A 16,637-nucleotide genomic window follows, 5' to 3' on the forward strand; every position below is an offset into this window, starting at 1 on the left:
TTCACAGCCGCCTCGTCATATGCAGGTGCGTCACGCTTTTCAAAGGTTATCGCACCTGTCGGGCAGTTAGGAAGACAGTCACCAAAGCCGTCACAGAAATTTTCACGCGTAAGCTTTGCCTTGCCGTCAATAATGTCGATAGCCCCCTCGTGGCACGCCTCGGCACACAATCCGCAGCCGTTGCATTTTTCCTCGTCTATGTGAATAATTTGTCTTATCATAGGCTCGCCTCCTTGATTTTCTAATCTAATTATAGTATAATTATCAGTAGATGTATGTGGTTTGAGCCACATTTTTAAAAAATTTTTGGAGTGATGACTATGGACACAAAAACGCTGAAAGACAATGTACTTTTCAAGGGGCTGACAGATGACGAGATGACCGACTGTCTCAAAGAGCTTAAAGCGGCAGAGAAAACCTACAAAAAGGACTCCCTTATCCTTCACGCAGGAGATCTGACAAAGCGAATGGGGCTTGTGCTGAGCGGCAGCGTGACCATTGAAAGCAACGATATATGGGGCAACTGCACGATACTCAGCCATATCGGAAAGGGGCAGTTTTTCGCCGAGACCTATGTACTGCTGAATGAGGTCATGCTTGTAGATGTCAGGGCGAACGAGGACTGCCGCATTCTGTTTCTGAACGTGGGCGGGCTGTTCGGTAACACCGCATCAAGCTGGAAAAGCAAGCTGACAAGTAACCTGCTGATGATCTCACTGCACAAAAATTTAGCACTCTCTGGCAGGAGCTTTCACACCTCGCCCAAAAGTGCAAGAGGACGTATTCTGTCTTATCTAAACACGGTCGCATTACAAAAGCGCACAAATGAATTTGACATACCCTTTGACCGTCAACAGCTTGCAAACTATCTGAACTTAGAGCGCACCAATATGTCAAAGGAGCTTACCCGAATGAAAAACGACGGCATTATAGAGTGTCGAAAGAATCATTTCAGGCTACTTAACTGTGGGGATGAGGAATAAGAAACGGATAGCCGTCTGATAAGGTCGGTTATCCGTGTTTGAGTGTGTTCGGTTGCTGCGGCAATCAAAATATATCCATGCGTGTTTTTACCATATATGTTATCAAAAAGTGAGCATGCTAAAAGCCATAGAAAAACCATTTCTTATACCTACCAAGCATAATTGTTTTTTCATCAAAACGATACCGCAGTCAAACCGTTGGTTTATTATTGATTTGTGCCGAGATATTATTGATTAGCGGTTGACATTGTTGATTAGACGTGATATAATATTGATGAGCATAATTAATAATAATTATCAGAGGTGATCTTATGGCTGATTATATTTCAATAAAACAAGCATCTGAATTGTGGGGGATCTCCAAAGCAAGGATAACCAAGCTGTGTCAGGAGGGCAGAATTGATGGGGCTGTTAGAAATGGCCGTTTCTGGTGTATTCCCGAAAACGCTTCAAAGCCTGCTGATATGAGAACAAAGAACAGCAAGCAATCTGAACATTCAAAGCTCTTACTGCCTATGCCTATCGGTATTTCGGACTATAAAACTGCAAGCACAGAGTATTACTATATTGACAAAACACTGATGATAAAGGATTTTCTTGATGAAAAGCCTGCTGTGTCGCTTTTTACACGTCCAAGACGTTTCGGAAAAACGCTGAATATGGATATGCTTAAAACTTTCTTTGAAATCTCAGATGAAGAAACATCTGTGTATTTTAAGGATAAGGCTATCTGGAGCTGCGGAGATAAATACACCAAGCATCAGGGCAAATATCCTGTCATTTTTCTGACATTCAAAGATGTTAAATACAACACATGGGAATTGACACTTCACAAAATATCAGACCTTCTCAGCAAGGAATTTCTCAGGCACCCTGAGCTTTCTGACTCGGACAAATGCAACGACAGGGAAAAGAAATACTACGACAGAATTGCAGACGGAAATGCCGACCTGATCGACCTGTCTGCCGCACTGGGCAATCTTTCTGCCATGCTCAAAAAGCACTTCGGGATCGCTCCGGTTCTAATCATTGATGAATATGATACCCCCATACAACAAGGGTATATGTATGGCTTTTATGATGACGCCATAACATTTATGCGAAATCTCTTTTCCGAAGGTCTGAAGGATAATAACAATCTCAGCTTTGGTTTTCTCACAGGCATTCTGCGTGTTGCAAAGGAAAGCATTTTCAGCGGAATGAATAATCTCAGCGTATACTCTGTTCTTGATAATAAATACAGCCAGTATTTCGGATTCACGAAAAATGAGATAACAGAGATGACAAGGGCTTATTCTGTTCCGGAAAAGCTTGATGAGATCTGTGAATGGTATGACGGATATGTTTTCGGTGAGCAGGAAATATTCAACCCATGGTCTGTTATCAACTATTTCAGCAACGGCTGCCAACCGAAAGCGTTCTGGATCTCTACGGGAGATAACAGCATTATCGAAGAAATACTGGAGCAAGCCGACAGCGAGCTTTATGATAATCTAAACAGTCTGATCTCCGGCAAAAGGATAACTTCATATATAGACACAAATGTGATATATCCTGAGATCAAAAAGAATCCTTCCAGCATATACAGCTTTCTGCTGATAACCGGCTATCTTAAATACACCCGAAAAGATATTGCAAACGGAAATGATTATATTTGTGAGCTGGAGCTCCCCAACAGGGAAATACGCTATGCTTACAAAAAAGAGATACTTGATAAGCTGTCTGGTATTTTTCCTCAGAATCTGACTATTCCAGTTCAGGAGGCGATATATAAGAAAGACGCTGTTAAACTCAGAGAGCTGCTATGTAAAATAATGCTCAACAGCATCAGCAGCTTTGATTATTCTCATGAGTCTTTCTATCACGGAATGATACTCGGTCTTCTTGTCACCTTTGAAAGTGGGTACAGACTGACCTCAAACAGGGAATCCGGGCTTGGAAGATTTGACATTCAACTAATGCCAAGGAACAGCAAGCTCCCTGGTGTTCTTATGGAACTTAAATCGACAAAAGACAAAAATGATGACCTGAAAGCCCTTGCTAAGGCAGCACTGGAGCAAATAGATGAAAAGAGATATGATACTGAGATGAAGGCAGAAGGCGTGGATGATATTATTAGGATAGGGATCGCTTTTTGCGGAAAGACGGCGGAGGTTGAGGTGGAGTAATAGTTAATAGTGGGAGGTTTATAAATGATTTCTAATCAATTATCAGAACTAAATGAAATAATCAACGTGTGCAAGAGTTTAGTTGAAAGGATCAAGGTCAATGGAACAGTCAGAGCTAAAGATAGTTTGTATGAAAAGTATAAAGTATTGATTCGTAGTTTTTGCGAAAAATATAATTTAGAGAATTCACATAGCATGCGTGTTGGGACAATATATGATATACTTGTCAAATACTATTGGAATAGTTATAGCTATTCTGTATCTTTGAAAGAAGCAAATGTATTATTAAAAACGTTAAATGAATTAAAGCAAGAACTACGCTCTGACCACTATGAAAGGATATTCATTAGCCATCGCGAAAAAGATAAAGAACAAGTCGATGCGTTGATCGAATTATTATATGCAATAGGAATACCAAGACCTCTGCAGAATGGAGATAAAACAATCTTCTGTTCTTCTCACCCTGCCGCCTATATAGAAAACGGACAAATGATTGATAATGAGATAATTAAACATTTTCATTGTGAACAAAACGTATTTTTTATTCTTTGGTATACGGATAACTATTTTGAAAGTCAAGCCTGTTTAAACGAAATGGGCGCAGTTTGGGTGATGAATAAACAATACCAGGAAATACTAATGCCCGGTTTTGAAAGGAATAAAATTGGAGGTCTATTACCAAAAGAAAAAGTATCGTTCTATGCAAATAATAAATTTCGATTAAACACCTTCAAAGAACAAATAGAGAAAATGTTTTCTTTGCAACCTGTTGATACAAATGCATGGGAAATTGCAAGAGATAAGTTTATAAAAACAATTGAAATGCAAGCAACAGAGAAAAATGCAATACTCACTTGATACATGTCATAATAACAAAACAGACAAGGCACCCTGCCCTGTCTGTTTTGCTTTCTAATGCCAACGACCCAAGATCAGCCCGATTATATTTTAAACGGTTATAAATAATTATGATGAGCTTTCTGCTGAGCATCTCGGAAATGACGGATAGTTACAGCAAGTTATGCAAAAATATTAACTGGTAAAATCTTCCTTCAATTCCCGTACGGGTCATATCAACAGAAAGCTTCAAAACAGCGCAGATACGTTGTTTTGAAGCTTTTCTTTTTTGTCATTAAGTCAAAAACCTCTTATTTACCTCTTATTGTTAAAAACGATTTTGAAAGGACGTATTGGTCTTAAATCATAGGGTTAAACAGCATAGGTGATTTGGATACAGATAAGTAGGATATGTTAAATAAAAGTAAAAAGATCTTTTTCTTTAGAACTAACTGATACAAGTTCGTAATAAGAGTATAATCGTTCCGTTCGGATATGGTCATTTGCTGTATTCAGTGTAAAGACGGCGGAACATACAGTACATTGCAATATTCCGTGAAGCAAGGAAAAAGGTCATAAACTTGTCGTAGAACCAACTTTAACTTCAGACCTGCAATAAAAAGTCAATAGGCAAACCGGATGTTTCACAAAACTTTCACAATAGAAAAAGTAGGTACGACAATAAGACCGCCGAAGCAGTCTGCAAAATGAAATTCAATTGAAACTGTCCGGCAGCCTTGTCAGAACATCATAAAAATGCTCTGTGTGTCGTGCCGACGGTGAAGAACTCATGAATAGATGGAGTCAGTCACCGTCGGGACAGCTATTGCAGCATTTTTATGATAACCTGTCAAGGTCAAGCGGCTTCGCCGTGCCTGTGATTACCTCTGGTTCGGAATCTATGAATAGATCATGAATCCGCAAAACTCACTCTTGTGTTGTTGTTAATATTTACCGAATTATAGCAAAAAACAGTTGATTTTTACTTAGAATTTTCTTCACCCATTGGGTGAAAAGAATTGAACCTCAAAAGCATTTAATTCTTGGCTATATACAGCCTTAAATCGAACGTTTTTAATGTGAACTTTGCGGAATCAGGTAGATGCTATTGTGTGGGCATAACTTCCTTGATCCTTGCGTAGTAAATGCGAAGAAATTTGTGTGCTGCGGCTATCATATAGACCTTGTATGGCTTTCCCTCAGTACGTTTCTTTTCAAGGAATTGATATACCGGTTCGTCTTTTGGTTGCCTTTGAAGATATACTCCTATCACCTGAAACAGAGTCTTCCTCAGAGCCGAAGAGCCTCGCTTGGATATGCTTCTTGACCTTATATGCACCTGTATACTCCATAACTACCTTTGTTTCACCTGACAAAGATTTTATGAATGTTACAAGTTTTTTCAGCTCATCGGCAGTATGTAAAACTTCAAAAGGCTCTGCAATAACAACTCCGAACGGCTGAAGAACAGTAACAGTGCTTTTCCCCTTAGATACGTCAATTCCTACGGCATTCATAATGATCGCTCCTACTGATAATATTTGTGATCGATAGATCCATACGTTCCTCGTTACCTATTCTGACTACTTAGTGATGCGAGTGCTTTTATAGCAATCCAACTATTTAAATTCACAAAATCCAGTCGCAAAAGCTCGGATCTATGGATTTTGTGACTGGATTTTGTCTGAATTTTAAGGCGGATTGCTATAGTTGACTCTACCTGCAAATGCGAACGCTATAACGAAAGCATGGATAACTGTCTGGAGTGCGGGCGTGGTGTCCCAACCGGATTCCCGTTAGTCCAATCACTGCTTTCATTATAACTTAGGTTTCGAGTGCGTGTAAACCATGCCTGGCTTGTCATGGATTTATACGACTGTAATTATTATAGTACTGGGTTCAAAGTTAATTATTGAATCAAAAAAATGTGGAATCTATATTTATATTGTATAAATATGTTGAAATGGATTGACTTAGTTACCAATATTGTGGTATAATATATAAAGAGTTAATCTAATTTTTTGTCAATTGTATGCAATATAAATATCTTTTGTTTTTCATTAAGTATATAACAGGAGGTGATCCAATGCTCAAACCCGGACTGTACGAACAGGTCATAAACAAAGAACTATCGGATAAAATAGATGATTCTGCACAGCTTATCGATAAGCGCAATATCGACAAGGCGGAAGCTCCGCAGGTGCTTGCAGGGTATCTCTCCGAGGTCATTGAAAAGGGACTTTCACGGCTTGCAGGTGATGATATCGAAGGACAGCTGGGACTTGCCAATAAAATAGTATCGGCTGTTACCGAGCTTACGGGTGACGATGAGTTCGATGGTCTGTGCGTTGATGAACGTGCACAGCAGCTTCTCGCTGTTGCCAATATGCAGAACAATGCTGACGCAGTACGTGGACGCATCACTATGACACGCCCCGAAACTTCACTCGCTTCAAGCTCACTGTTCACTGGTGCAGGACACGAACCGCAGATGATGACCGAGCTGAAAAAGGAGATAGTCTCCGCCGACAGGATAGATATGCTGGTTTCATTCATCAAATGGAGCGGTCTGGTGCTCATCATCGACGAGTTGCAGGAGTTTACAGCCCGCGGCGGAAAGCTTCGTGTTATCACGACCTCATACATGGGTGCTACCGATGTGAAAGCTGTGGAAGAGCTGAGCAAACTTCCGCATACCGAGATAAAAGTTTCCTACGACACCGAACGCACAAGGCTTCATGCGAAATCTTACGTTTTCTACCGTGACACGGGCTTTACGACAGCCTATGTTGGTTCATCAAATATGTCAAATTCTGCCATGACCAGCGGACTTGAATGGAATTTGAAGATAACCGCTCACGATCAGCCACACACTATTCGCAAAATAAATGCAACCTTCGAGAACTACTGGAACAGCACTGATTTTTCCATGTATTCTCCCGATGACAGAGTGCATCTGATGCAGGCTCTGAAGGCCGAGAAATACCACGGCGACCAGAGCGATTACAGCTTTGATATCCGTCCATTTTCCTATCAGCAGGAGATACTTGACAAGCTGACTGCCGAGCGTGAGATACGTGGTCACCACAAGAACCTTGTTGTCGCCGCAACAGGTACTGGTAAAACTGTCATTTCCGCTTTTGATTACAAGCGTTTCCGTCAGGCAAACGGACGTGCAAGACTTCTATTTGTGGCGCACAGAAAAGAGATTCTCAGGCAGAGTATAAAATGCTTCCGCGGAGTGCTCCACGATGCGAATTTCGGCGACCTTTGCGTTGGCGGCATCGTGCCTGAGAGCCTTGAAAACCTGTTCATTTCCATTGAGTCTTTCAACTCTCAGGCGCTTGACAAGATAACTTCCCACGACTACTACGACTTCATCATCGTGGACGAGTTCCACCACGCCGCTGCACCTACATATCAGCGTCTGCTTGGATACTACAAGCCGAAGATTTTGCTTGGACTGACTGCAACTCCCGAGCGTATGGACGGCAAGAGCATACTGCCGTATTTCGAGGACAGGATAGCTGCGGAGATACGTCTGCCCGAAGCCATAGACAGGAAGCTGCTTTGTCCCTTCCACTACTTCGGAGTGTCCGACGATGTTGACCTGCACGATATAAAATGGTCTCGTGGCGGCTATGACAGGACTGCGCTTTCCAATGTCTATACGGGCAACGATATACGTGTTATGCTTATACTGAAAGAGCTGAACAAATACGTTGCGGATATCGAAAAGGTCAAGGGATTGGGCTTCTGTGTATCAAAAGAACACGCTGAGTACATGGCTTTGCGCTTTAATCAGAAGGATATCCCGTCAATTGCACTGACTGCCGACAGCAAGAAGGATGAACGTGATTCTGCGCAGCGTAATCTGGCGAACGGCGTGATAAAGTTCATTTTCACCGTTGACCTTTACAACGAGGGCGTGGATATCCCCGAGGTCAACACGGTGATGTTCCTGCGTCCTACCGAGAGTCTTACTGTGTTCCTGCAGCAGCTTGGACGTGGTCTGCGTCTCAGCGATGGCAAGGACTGCCTGACAGTGCTGGATTTCATCGGGCAGGCGCATGTGAAGTACAATTTCGAGTCGAAGTTTGCGGCGCTTCTGGGTAATACTCAGCGAAGTGTCAAGGACGAGATCGAGAATGGCTTTCCTCTGTTGCCGAAGGGCTGTTATATAAAGCTGGAGAAGCAGGCGCAGAAGTACATTCTCGACAATATCAGACAGGCTGTGGGAAACAAGAGCGCTATCGTAAAGCGTCTTGCGGCATTCACCGAGGACAGCGGAAAAGCTCTTAACCTTGCCAATTTTCTTGATTACTACAACCTTGATATCAGTGCGATTTACGGCACGAAAAACAGCTTTGCGAGGCTGTGTGTGCAGGCTAAGGTAAAAGAGAATTTCACTGAGGATATTGAAGAAATCATCACAAAGGCACTGCCCCGACTTTCATATATCGATTCTCATAGATTGATCGAACTTGTGATAGATTATCTGCCGAAGATAGGCGATTACAGCATCAGTGATTTTGACGGTGTTCAGCAGAGAATGTGGCAGATGCTACAATTCACAATATGGCAGAAATCACATGAGGACTGCGGTTTCAGCGACCTACTTGAGGGCTTCCGCAAGATATCAAAGTCGCCTGTGATGCTCAGTGAAATACTTGAACTGATGTACTACAAATACGATAAGATAGACTTCATTGACGAGCCTGTGCAGGTGGATTATGACTGTCCGCTGGACGTGCATTGCAGCTACACAAGAGATCAGATACTTGTAGCGCTGGATTTCATGAAGCCTGATACCGTTCGTGAGGGTTGTAAATACCTTGATGATAAGAAAGTAGACTTGTTCTTTGTGACGCTTAACAAATCTGATAAGGACTATTCACCCACTACCATGTACAATGACTACTCTATCAACAGCGAGCTATTCCACTGGCAGAGCCAGAGCACCACAACTCCCGAAAGCAAGACAGGTCAGCGCTATATCAATCACCGCAAAATGGGTACAAGCGTGATGATATTCGTCCGTGAGTACAAGAGCACAAAGCTGGGTGCGGCACCTTATACCTTCCTCGGTCTGGCTGACTATGTGAAGTCGGAGGGCTCGAAGCCTATGAATGTGGTGTGGAAGCTGAGAAAGCCTATACCTGCGAAATATCTAAAGAAAACAAATCAGCTGACGGTGGGATGATATGAAAACGATAAAAGTTGTGGCAGCTGTGATATGTGATTCACTTCAAGCAAAGACACGCATTTTCGCAACTGCAAGAGGATACGGCGAATTTAAAGGTCAGTGGGAATTCCCCGGCGGAAAAATCGAACCCGGTGAAACTCCGCAGCAAGCCTTGGTAAGAGAGATTAAGGAAGAACTCGATACAAAAATAAAAGTGGGCGAGCTTATCGACACGATAGAATATGATTATCCCGAGTTTCACCTGACGATGGACTGCTTCTGGTGCGAGGTCGTAGAAGGAGATCTGGTCTTGCTGGAAGCTCAGGAAGCACGGTGGCTCACGAAAGATGAGCTTGATAGTGTGAAGTGGCTGCCGGCGGATTTTGGACTGGTGGAGATAATTCATGAACAGATGTGTTAGTTTGATAATAAGCTTGCTTTTTAAGCAATAAAGGAGAACAGTTATGGATAGCAATCTGCATAGTGCTCAAAAATTGAAAGCTGAAATACAAGCTTCAAAACTATTTCGTTTTTTAATGACTAAAGAGCAAAAGGAAGAAGCAGAAAGGATAGAGATTCAATTAAACCATACAATTGAAGTAATCGAAAAGTATTATAAGTATTTTTCTGATTCAGGTTGGTGCTTGTATGATTCTATGAATATAAAAGTAGCTGAAAAAGCTGTTATTGCGTATGAAACTCAAGGCAAGGAGGAAGGTGAACAGGTTTTATTATCTTTCTATAAAAGCGATGTTAAAGAAGTGATTCATTGGATAAAGAATAAAGCTAAACCGTTTATGGATAGATACGATTTAATCCAAAAAGCATTTGACGATCATTTTAACGGACGTTACTATGCAAGTATTCCTCTATTTCTTATAATAATTGATGGAGCGGTAAATGATTATACCCATAGCAAAGGATTTTTTGCCGAAGGAACAGATGTCACAGCTTGGGATTGTTTAGTTGGATGTGATGATTCCTTATTGAAGATGCAAAAAATTTATACATTAAGCAGAACAAAAACGAACAACGATGAAATTAGAATTCCATATAGAAATGGAATCTTACATGGTAGAGATCTCAATTATGGAAATGAATATGTTTCTTGCAAGTGTGTTGCATTATTATTTGCTCTGGCCGATTGGATGCAATTAAAATCCAATGAAGATAATAGAAAAGAGCAGTTTGAGAAAGAAAATAATCCTCCTCCAATCTCAGAGTCTCTGGCTAAAATCAAACAGAACCGGGAGGATAGAAAAATAATTTCTGAATGGAAACCGCGAAAAGTAATAATCGAACAAGATATGCCGCGATGTCCTAAATTGGAAGACTGCGAACAATATCCTTACGTCGTACCAATAATAAAAACATTTGAAGCTTGGCATAAAAGAAACTATGGTGAATTATCCAAACATTTGAAGAAACTATTTTCATATGAAGGTACAGACAGTAAAAGAGCCGGCGAATGTAAAAAGCTTTTTTCTTCAAAACAACTAATTGATTTTGAAATACAAGAGATTGAAGAGCGCGGATGTTGCTTAACACGCATATTAACTAAAGTAACATGGAAAAAAGAGGATGAAACCATAACGGAATTATTAGAATTTGGAAGTGCTTATTTAAATCAAAATGACGAAACTGCTTCCCCCTGGAGAAACAATGGTGAATGGCAGATAATACCTTGGAAAGTACAAGGACTTTATGAATAAACCAATAAATCAAAGTAGAATTTATAACAAAATGCTCATCTTGAAAATGAATCAAAATGAGCATTTATCTTTGGTGATTTATATATTTGGCTATTTTAAATAGTTTTATTTAAACAATCAAATCATCTAACAATAAGTATTAATCATGAACGTCATGATTAGGATCTAAACGTATTATTTTATAATAACCTGATTCATTTATAACGTGTATGCGGAATTTTTGTGTAATTGCATAATGATATACTTGCATACCGTTAAAAATATCATTCTTATCAGGTTTCCTTGCAAATGAAGCATCCACTTGAGCTACACTCATTCTACATACTTTATTCAAGAAATTCTGAAATTCCTTTATATTTTGCTTGCTTAATTCTTGAAACGTAAAACCTTTTTGTAGCGGGTATTTAAAACACAATTCAAAAGGAACATCACGCTCTTTAGTTAGTATTGCCATTATTTTGTACCACTATAAATAGATTTGTAAAAAGAACGCATAACGTCAGGTGATATTACAACCGTACACCTTTCATTAGCTTCGTACCCACGTCTCGCTTCAATCCAAGGAAGTTCTCGATGTGTTAATGCTTCTAGCGCATTTCCTGATTTATCACCATAGGTATCCCATATATCTTCAAGTAAAGCAATATCATTTTCTTCAATTTTGGGAGTGTAGTTAGTTTCTATTTTTATTGTTTCGTATCCAAAGCACTTGAATCGATCGTATAACGCAGGAGATACAGGTCCATGTATCCAAGCTTGAAAATCAGTATTAATGAGTCTATAATCTTTTAATGCATAACACCATGCTTGTGCATAATAACATAATTTTTGTAATTTTTTATGTGTCATATTCCCTTTTAATAAAAACCAATTGGCTATAGTGATAATAGAATATTTGCCATTTTCAAATTCTGTACTAGTATGTTTGCTACTTGTATTAATTGGTATTATTTCGTTACTGATGAAGGAATTTGTAGCAGTTGACATTGTATAAAAATTGTTAATAGAAGTATTGGTTTGCAAATCATATTTGAAATTCATCAGTTGTTCCATAATTTATTTCCTCCTCACCATCAGAAATTGATAAAGACGATCCTTCTGAGACCGAATTTTCATGCCTCCAACCTTCAAAAGATGTTTTCACTTGAAGTGTTTCATTACCATTAGGATCGGTTGAATGTATTACTTCACCTTCGGTTACAAAATAATCCGAACCTCCAATAATACTTTCTAGTAAACTCCTTCTAGCTACATAAGCTCCAGTTATTTCTTGATAATTGAATCCTTGTGTCAATTGAAGTTCTTGGCTAATATCGTCGTATATAGATTTTATTATTTTATATTGATCTTCGGTTGGCTTTTTTATGTTTAATTGCAAGTCTCCTGATGCTTCTCTTCTATTTATTGTATAGTCATGACTTCCCGATTCACTGCATAAAAAATCTATAATCCTATCAAGTTGATTTGGATCATGAATCTGATTTATTAACAACCTTTTAGCTAACATTTTTATTTGTGCACGAGATCTATAGACTTCACCTAATACTAAAGGGTGAACAAATTCAGTTAGTTTTAAGAAAACATTTGATAACGGAATTTGATCAGATAAATTCAATTCGTCTTTTGCTAGTTCCATATATCCCTTGACTGCTTCAACGCTAACTGGCATAGTATCCTTTAAAAGTGAACCCGGTATAATCGGATTTAAAGGTGTGTTAATACTAGGATCAATTGGACTAAGTGTGGCTTGTTTAGTCATAATTATTTCATTAGCACCTAAGCTTATTATTGTTCCCGCACTATGTGCTTTGTGTGGAATGATTACTTGTAAGTTTTCACAGTACATTCTTAAAAGATTTACTATATTCCAAGCGGCTGAAGTGCTACCACCCCTTGTATATAAATATAGTGATATTTTAGGACATGGTCCAATCTTGTCCAATTGATTAATAAAATAATCAATTACATCAGGGGCAATTTGTGCACTCATGTTTTTTCTGTCTCCAGTAATGTATACAAGGACTTTACTCTCTAATTCTTTTTCTAGTTGATTATACAACTCAGCTCTGTTTTGATACATTTTATAAATCCTCTCTTTTTATATGCATGCAAATTGCCAAACGTAACTATAACTTATACTATATTTTATCACATATGATTGAAAAATGCAATATTTTTATTGTGAATTAGGTATTATATTATATGTTATTTGAAAGAATAAGATACTCAACCATTGCACTATTAGGTTATTTTGATTATAATGTGTTTGATTACTATTTCAAGAATATACCCACGGTTTACTTGCTTTTTCCGAAACCATGTGTTATAATACAGGTAAAGTCAGAACAGGAACGGTCACGAGCGACCTCTGTAACAAGAATTATTATGAAAGGAGTTAACCGAAATGAGACAGTTTACTATGATCTATCTGTATAGCGAACACTATGAAGAAAGTTTCTATCACGAGAGTGAAGAGGCTATATTTGTGCTGCATACAGATAAACGTAGTGGATAGTCATTTCGGAGAACACTTTCTTTGTGTTGTGATCCATACAAATGATAAACACCGTCTGTATGCATGCAGGCGGTGTTTTTGTTTTCATAATACAAGGAAACGATTATATGTGTGAACTGGAACTCCCCAATAAAGAGATACTCTATGCTTACAAGAAAGAGATACTTGATAAGCTGTCAAATGTATTTCCCCAGAATCTGACTATCCCGATACAGGAAGCTATTTACAAAAAGGATGCCGATAAGTTAAAAGATCTGCTTTGCAAGGTAATGATAAACAGCATCAGCTGTTTTGATTATGCCGACGAAGCATTCTATCACGGAATGTTACTGGGTCTTCTCGTAACCTTTGACAGCGGTTATATTCTTACTTCTAACAGAGAATCAGGTCTCGGCAGATTCGATATACAGCTCAAACCCAGAACGAGCGGTCTGCCCGGAGTTCTTATGGAACTGAAAGCTACAAAAGACCAAACCGAAGATCTGACCTCTCTTGCCAAAATTGCTCTGACACAGATCAACGAGAAAAGGTATGATTCTTCTTTAAAGGCTGACGGAGTTGCCGATATCATCAAGATAGGTATAGCATTCTGCGGCAAGAAAGCTGAGGTCAGTCTGGAATGAGTAGGGGATAGTAGCATAAAATACAGAAGGTAATATATAATGACCTGACAATGAGTTAAACAGAATTAATTCAAGCGAAAGTATAGAATAGATAGGTCTGTTCAACTCTTTTGGGAAAGAGGTTGACAAACTGTTCTGTTTCGGCTATACTGTAATTATGAAGAGGTGAGATATTTGAAGATATACACGATAATAGGTGGAGTCAATGGTGTCGGCAAAAGCAGTTTGTCAGGAGTACTGCTCAATCAGCGTAACGATATGGGAATTATAATCGATACCGACAAGATAACTGCCGAAAATGGCGTAGATAAACTTCATGGCGGAAAAATAGCTATCCAGCGGATAGATAGCTGCCTTGAAAAAGGTGTAAATTTCACGCAGGAAACTACTTTGTCAGGTGTCAGAACAATAAAAACGATAAAAAAAGCCATTGAAAAGGATTATTACATCAGGCTTTATTATGTTGGTATAAGTGGCTCTGAGGAAAGTCTTACACGCATAGCAAACCGTGTGCGCAAAGGCGGACATGATATCCCGCACGATGATGTTGTACGCAGATACCAGACTCGTTTTGATGATTTGATAAAGGTTCTGGATTTCTGTAACGAAGTAATCTTTTTTGATAATGAAAATGGATTTGTCGAAGTCGGTGAATATAAGAACGGCAGACTCATTATAAACGAAAACCCTGCACCTCGATGGATAAAAGAACTTGAGTTAGTTTTATTGTCAAAATGAAAAGATGCCGATAAGGAGTCAATCCCAAATTCTGTGTAAACTACAAATAGTGTAATAAAAGAGTATATGATGAGACCGATTGTGAAAGCAGTCGGTCTTATCTGCAATATTATCACATGATTATTTGATTGTCAAGATAAAAGTGTTATTCCGGGATCCTGTCTCCGTAATAGATAACTAACTGAGCGTAGATACGGCTCCAGTCCTGACGGCGGCCGGTCCACTTTTTCGTGATGTCCTTCATAGCCAGATACAGCATCTTGAAAAGGCTGTCATCTGTCGGAAATACGGATTTTGTCTTGGTAACTTTTCTGAGCTGACGGTTGAATCCTTCGATCACATTGGTTGTATAGATCAGCTTTCTCAACTCCTGAGGAAACTTGAAATATGTGCTTAGATTAGGCCAGTTTTCGTACCAGGACTTTGAGATCTTGGGATATTTGCTGTCCCAGACCGAAGCAAAAGCCTCAAGAGCGTCCAGAGCAGATTCCTCGTCTACTGCGGTATAGACCTTTTTCAGATCAGCCATAAGTGCCTTGATGTCCTTGTAAGAGACGTATTTGCTGGAATTTCTGAGCTGATGGATCATGCAGTTTTGGATATCAGTTTTCGGAAATACAGCTTCTATAGCCTGAGAGAAGCCTGTCAGATTATCTATGCAGGCGATAAGGATATCCTCAACGCCCCGATTTTTCAGACTGTTCAGCACATTTGCCCAGAACTTTGCACTTTCATTTTCACCGACCCACATACCGAGAACGTCCTTCCTGCCGTCCATATTAACGCCTATCGCTATATATACAGCCTTTTTGATGATCTGTCCTTCACTGCGTACATGGTAGTGGATAGCGTCGAGAAATACGACTGCATAGACGCTTTCAAGCGGTCTCTGTTGCCATTCCTTTGCAACAGGGAGTACCTTGTCTGTGATACGGCTTACGGTGGTATCGGATATATCCAGACCGTAAATATCACGGATATGATCCTCAATATCGGACGTTGACATTCCCTTGGCGTACATAGAGATGATCTTATTTTCCATGTCCTGAGAGATACTTGTCTGATTCTTAGGCAGTATCTTTGGCTCAAATTCGCCGTTTCTGTCACGAGGTACTTCAATATCCACCTTGCCCATACTGGTACGAAGAGTCTTCTTGCTGTGACCATTGCGACTGTTGTCGGTTTCCTTGTTCTTAACGTCATACGGCTCATATCCAAGCTCAGAATCAAGCTCTGATTCAAGGCTGCCTTCCATAAATCCGGCAAGTGCTTCCTTGAATAGTTCCTGGATATCATTCATGCTCCGGATATTCGCTGCCGTCAGAAAATCGCTTATCAGCTCTCTTCGTGCACGCTGTTCTTCTGTTTCATTTCTTCGTCTTCTGCTCATAATTAAAACCTCCTAAGTAGTGTTTCTTCTATTATACACTACTTTGGAGGTTTACACAAATTTTTGGATAGACTCAAGAGCTGCATCGTCGCAGCTCTTTTCTGTTGCATGACATCAGTTGACTGATCACCTCTGTGTCCATGATGGCATCAGTCACACATTCAGTAATACCCTCATACCGCCCATAGCGGCAGCTTTTTTATTAAAGTCTCTGTATCTTACTATAAAGGGCTTGGAGCCCATGTCGTCTTTTACGCCTTTCATAAGATATTCTGCTGCCTTCGCTGCTTCGTCCCTTGCTCCGTTGTCGGTAAACTCGCAGCCCAGTTCCTTCATGGCTTTATTGAGAAAACCCTCAAGCCTTATAGAGGAGAACTGCAAGTTCTCGCTGACATATCCTTCCGGGGTCGGGCGTATGTACATATCCTTGTTGGTCAGATAAAAAGCCTTGTAACCGAGTTCCGAACGTGCCCTGACCCCTTCTTT

The 16,637-nt window shown here is 39.9% G+C and carries 14 protein-coding genes and 2 pseudogenes; 8 read left to right on the plus strand and 8 right to left on the minus strand.

The genetic code is table 11. The features are described 5' to 3' along the window. Positions 1–221 (minus strand): ATP-binding protein (locus CUS_RS16145; RefSeq protein WP_002852667.1); only part of this gene is annotated, 221 nt, incomplete at its 3' end. Positions 222–320: 99 nt separating this feature from the next. On the opposite strand from CUS_RS16145, the gene CUS_RS16150 reads away from it, so the two are divergent. From CUS_RS16150 to CUS_RS16160, 3 genes are all read left to right on the plus strand, one after another. Next, positions 321–983, plus strand: coding sequence for a Crp/Fnr family transcriptional regulator (locus CUS_RS16150; RefSeq protein WP_002852666.1), 663 nt, complete (start codon positions 321–323; stop codon positions 981–983). A 311-nt stretch (positions 984–1,294) separates the two neighbouring features. Then, complete coding sequence (locus CUS_RS16155; RefSeq protein ID WP_002852676.1) at positions 1,295–3,151, plus strand: AAA family ATPase; 1,857 nt, start codon at positions 1,295–1,297, stop codon at positions 3,149–3,151. A 24-nt stretch (positions 3,152–3,175) separates the two neighbouring features. Next, positions 3,176–4,009: a toll/interleukin-1 receptor domain-containing protein gene (locus CUS_RS16160; protein WP_002852687.1), complete on the plus strand. Its 834-nt coding sequence runs from the start codon at positions 3,176–3,178 to the stop codon at positions 4,007–4,009. Between the two features lie 1,084 nt (positions 4,010–5,093). Here the strand turns inward: CUS_RS16160 and CUS_RS20565 are convergent. Further along, a pseudogene (locus CUS_RS20565) lies at positions 5,094–5,330 on the minus strand (IS110 family transposase); the annotation flags it as partial. 46 nt (positions 5,331–5,376) lie between these two features. Beyond that, positions 5,377–5,505: pseudogene (locus CUS_RS20570) on the minus strand (IS110 family transposase); the annotation flags it as partial. 569 nt (positions 5,506–6,074) lie between these two features. Between CUS_RS20570 and CUS_RS16170 the strand changes: the two are divergent. From CUS_RS16170 to CUS_RS16180, 3 genes are read left to right on the plus strand one after another with little or no spacing between them, the layout of a single operon-like run. Further along, positions 6,075–9,191, plus strand: coding sequence for a DUF3427 domain-containing protein (locus CUS_RS16170; RefSeq protein WP_002852675.1), 3,117 nt, complete (start codon positions 6,075–6,077; stop codon positions 9,189–9,191). Between the two features lies 1 nt (position 9,192). Beyond that, positions 9,193–9,594, plus strand: a complete 402-nt coding sequence (locus CUS_RS16175; RefSeq protein ID WP_002852681.1) for a (deoxy)nucleoside triphosphate pyrophosphohydrolase — start codon at positions 9,193–9,195, stop codon at positions 9,592–9,594. Between the two features lie 43 nt (positions 9,595–9,637). Further along, on the plus strand, positions 9,638–10,885 hold the full coding sequence (locus tag CUS_RS16180) for a hypothetical protein (protein WP_002852682.1): 1,248 nt from the start codon (positions 9,638–9,640) through the stop codon (positions 10,883–10,885). A gap of 139 nt (positions 10,886–11,024) precedes the next feature. Here the strand turns inward: CUS_RS16180 and CUS_RS16185 are convergent, their stop codons facing one another. The 3 genes from CUS_RS16185 to CUS_RS16195 are packed head-to-tail and all read right to left on the minus strand — an operon-like array spanning position 11,025 to position 12,965. Continuing rightward, on the minus strand, positions 11,025–11,339 hold the full coding sequence (locus tag CUS_RS16185; protein ID WP_037277791.1) for an MAG6450 family protein: 315 nt from the start codon (positions 11,337–11,339) through the stop codon (positions 11,025–11,027). Next, a complete protein-coding gene (locus CUS_RS16190) occupies positions 11,339–11,938 on the minus strand; it encodes a Panacea domain-containing protein (RefSeq protein WP_207635700.1) in 600 nt (199 codons plus the stop codon). Before CUS_RS16190 ends, CUS_RS16185 begins: the two co-directional genes overlap by 1 nt. Then, positions 11,910–12,965, minus strand: coding sequence for an SDH family Clp fold serine proteinase (locus tag CUS_RS16195; RefSeq protein ID WP_002852678.1), 1,056 nt, complete (start codon positions 12,963–12,965; stop codon positions 11,910–11,912). Before CUS_RS16195 ends, CUS_RS16190 begins: the two co-directional genes overlap by 29 nt. Positions 12,966–13,507: 542 nt before the next feature. On the opposite strand from CUS_RS16195, the gene CUS_RS16200 reads away from it, so the two are divergent. Then, entirely contained in the window at positions 13,508–14,023 is a 516-nt protein-coding gene (locus CUS_RS16200; RefSeq protein ID WP_227945292.1) for a PD-(D/E)XK nuclease domain-containing protein, read from the plus strand. A 165-nt stretch (positions 14,024–14,188) separates the two neighbouring features. Next, positions 14,189–14,761, plus strand: a complete 573-nt coding sequence (locus CUS_RS16205) for a hypothetical protein (protein ID WP_415753077.1) — start codon at positions 14,189–14,191, stop codon at positions 14,759–14,761. A gap of 145 nt (positions 14,762–14,906) precedes the next feature. Here the strand turns inward: CUS_RS16205 and CUS_RS16210 are convergent, their stop codons facing one another. Together CUS_RS16210 and CUS_RS16215 are read right to left on the minus strand one after the other, a co-directional pair. After that, positions 14,907–16,151, minus strand: coding sequence for an IS256 family transposase (locus CUS_RS16210; RefSeq protein ID WP_002852684.1), 1,245 nt, complete (start codon positions 16,149–16,151; stop codon positions 14,907–14,909). Between the two features lie 153 nt (positions 16,152–16,304). Then, positions 16,305–16,637: hypothetical protein (locus CUS_RS16215; RefSeq protein ID WP_002852669.1), on the minus strand; the 333-nt coding region annotated here is incomplete at its 5' end.

The organism is Hominimerdicola alba 8 (genome assembly GCF_000178155.2).
Classification (GTDB): Bacteria; Bacillota; Clostridia; order Oscillospirales; family Ruminococcaceae; genus Hominimerdicola; species Hominimerdicola alba_C.

Excerpts from the sequence above, each read along its gene's own strand:
- CUS_RS16175 (WP_002852681.1), top strand. The coding sequence starts at position 9,193 with ATGAAAACGATAAAAGTTGTGGCAGCTGTGATATGTGATTCACTTCAA.
- CUS_RS16170 (WP_002852675.1), top strand. The coding sequence starts at position 6,075 with ATGCTCAAACCCGGACTGTACGAACAGGTCATAAACAAAGAACTATCG.
- CUS_RS16155 (WP_002852676.1), top strand. The coding sequence starts at position 1,295 with ATGGCTGATTATATTTCAATAAAACAAGCATCTGAATTGTGGGGGATC.
- CUS_RS16190 (WP_207635700.1), bottom strand. The coding sequence starts at position 11,938 with ATGGAACAACTGATGAATTTCAAATATGATTTGCAAACCAATACTTCT.
- CUS_RS16195 (WP_002852678.1), bottom strand. The coding sequence starts at position 12,965 with ATGTATCAAAACAGAGCTGAGTTGTATAATCAACTAGAAAAAGAATTA.
- CUS_RS16150 (WP_002852666.1), top strand. The coding sequence starts at position 321 with ATGGACACAAAAACGCTGAAAGACAATGTACTTTTCAAGGGGCTGACA.
- CUS_RS16160 (WP_002852687.1), top strand. The coding sequence starts at position 3,176 with ATGATTTCTAATCAATTATCAGAACTAAATGAAATAATCAACGTGTGC.
- CUS_RS16180 (WP_002852682.1), top strand. The coding sequence starts at position 9,638 with ATGGATAGCAATCTGCATAGTGCTCAAAAATTGAAAGCTGAAATACAA.
- CUS_RS16210 (WP_002852684.1), bottom strand. The coding sequence starts at position 16,151 with ATGAGCAGAAGACGAAGAAATGAAACAGAAGAACAGCGTGCACGAAGA.
- CUS_RS16185 (WP_037277791.1), bottom strand. The coding sequence starts at position 11,339 with ATGGCAATACTAACTAAAGAGCGTGATGTTCCTTTTGAATTGTGTTTT.
- CUS_RS16200 (WP_227945292.1), top strand. The coding sequence starts at position 13,508 with ATGTGTGAACTGGAACTCCCCAATAAAGAGATACTCTATGCTTACAAG.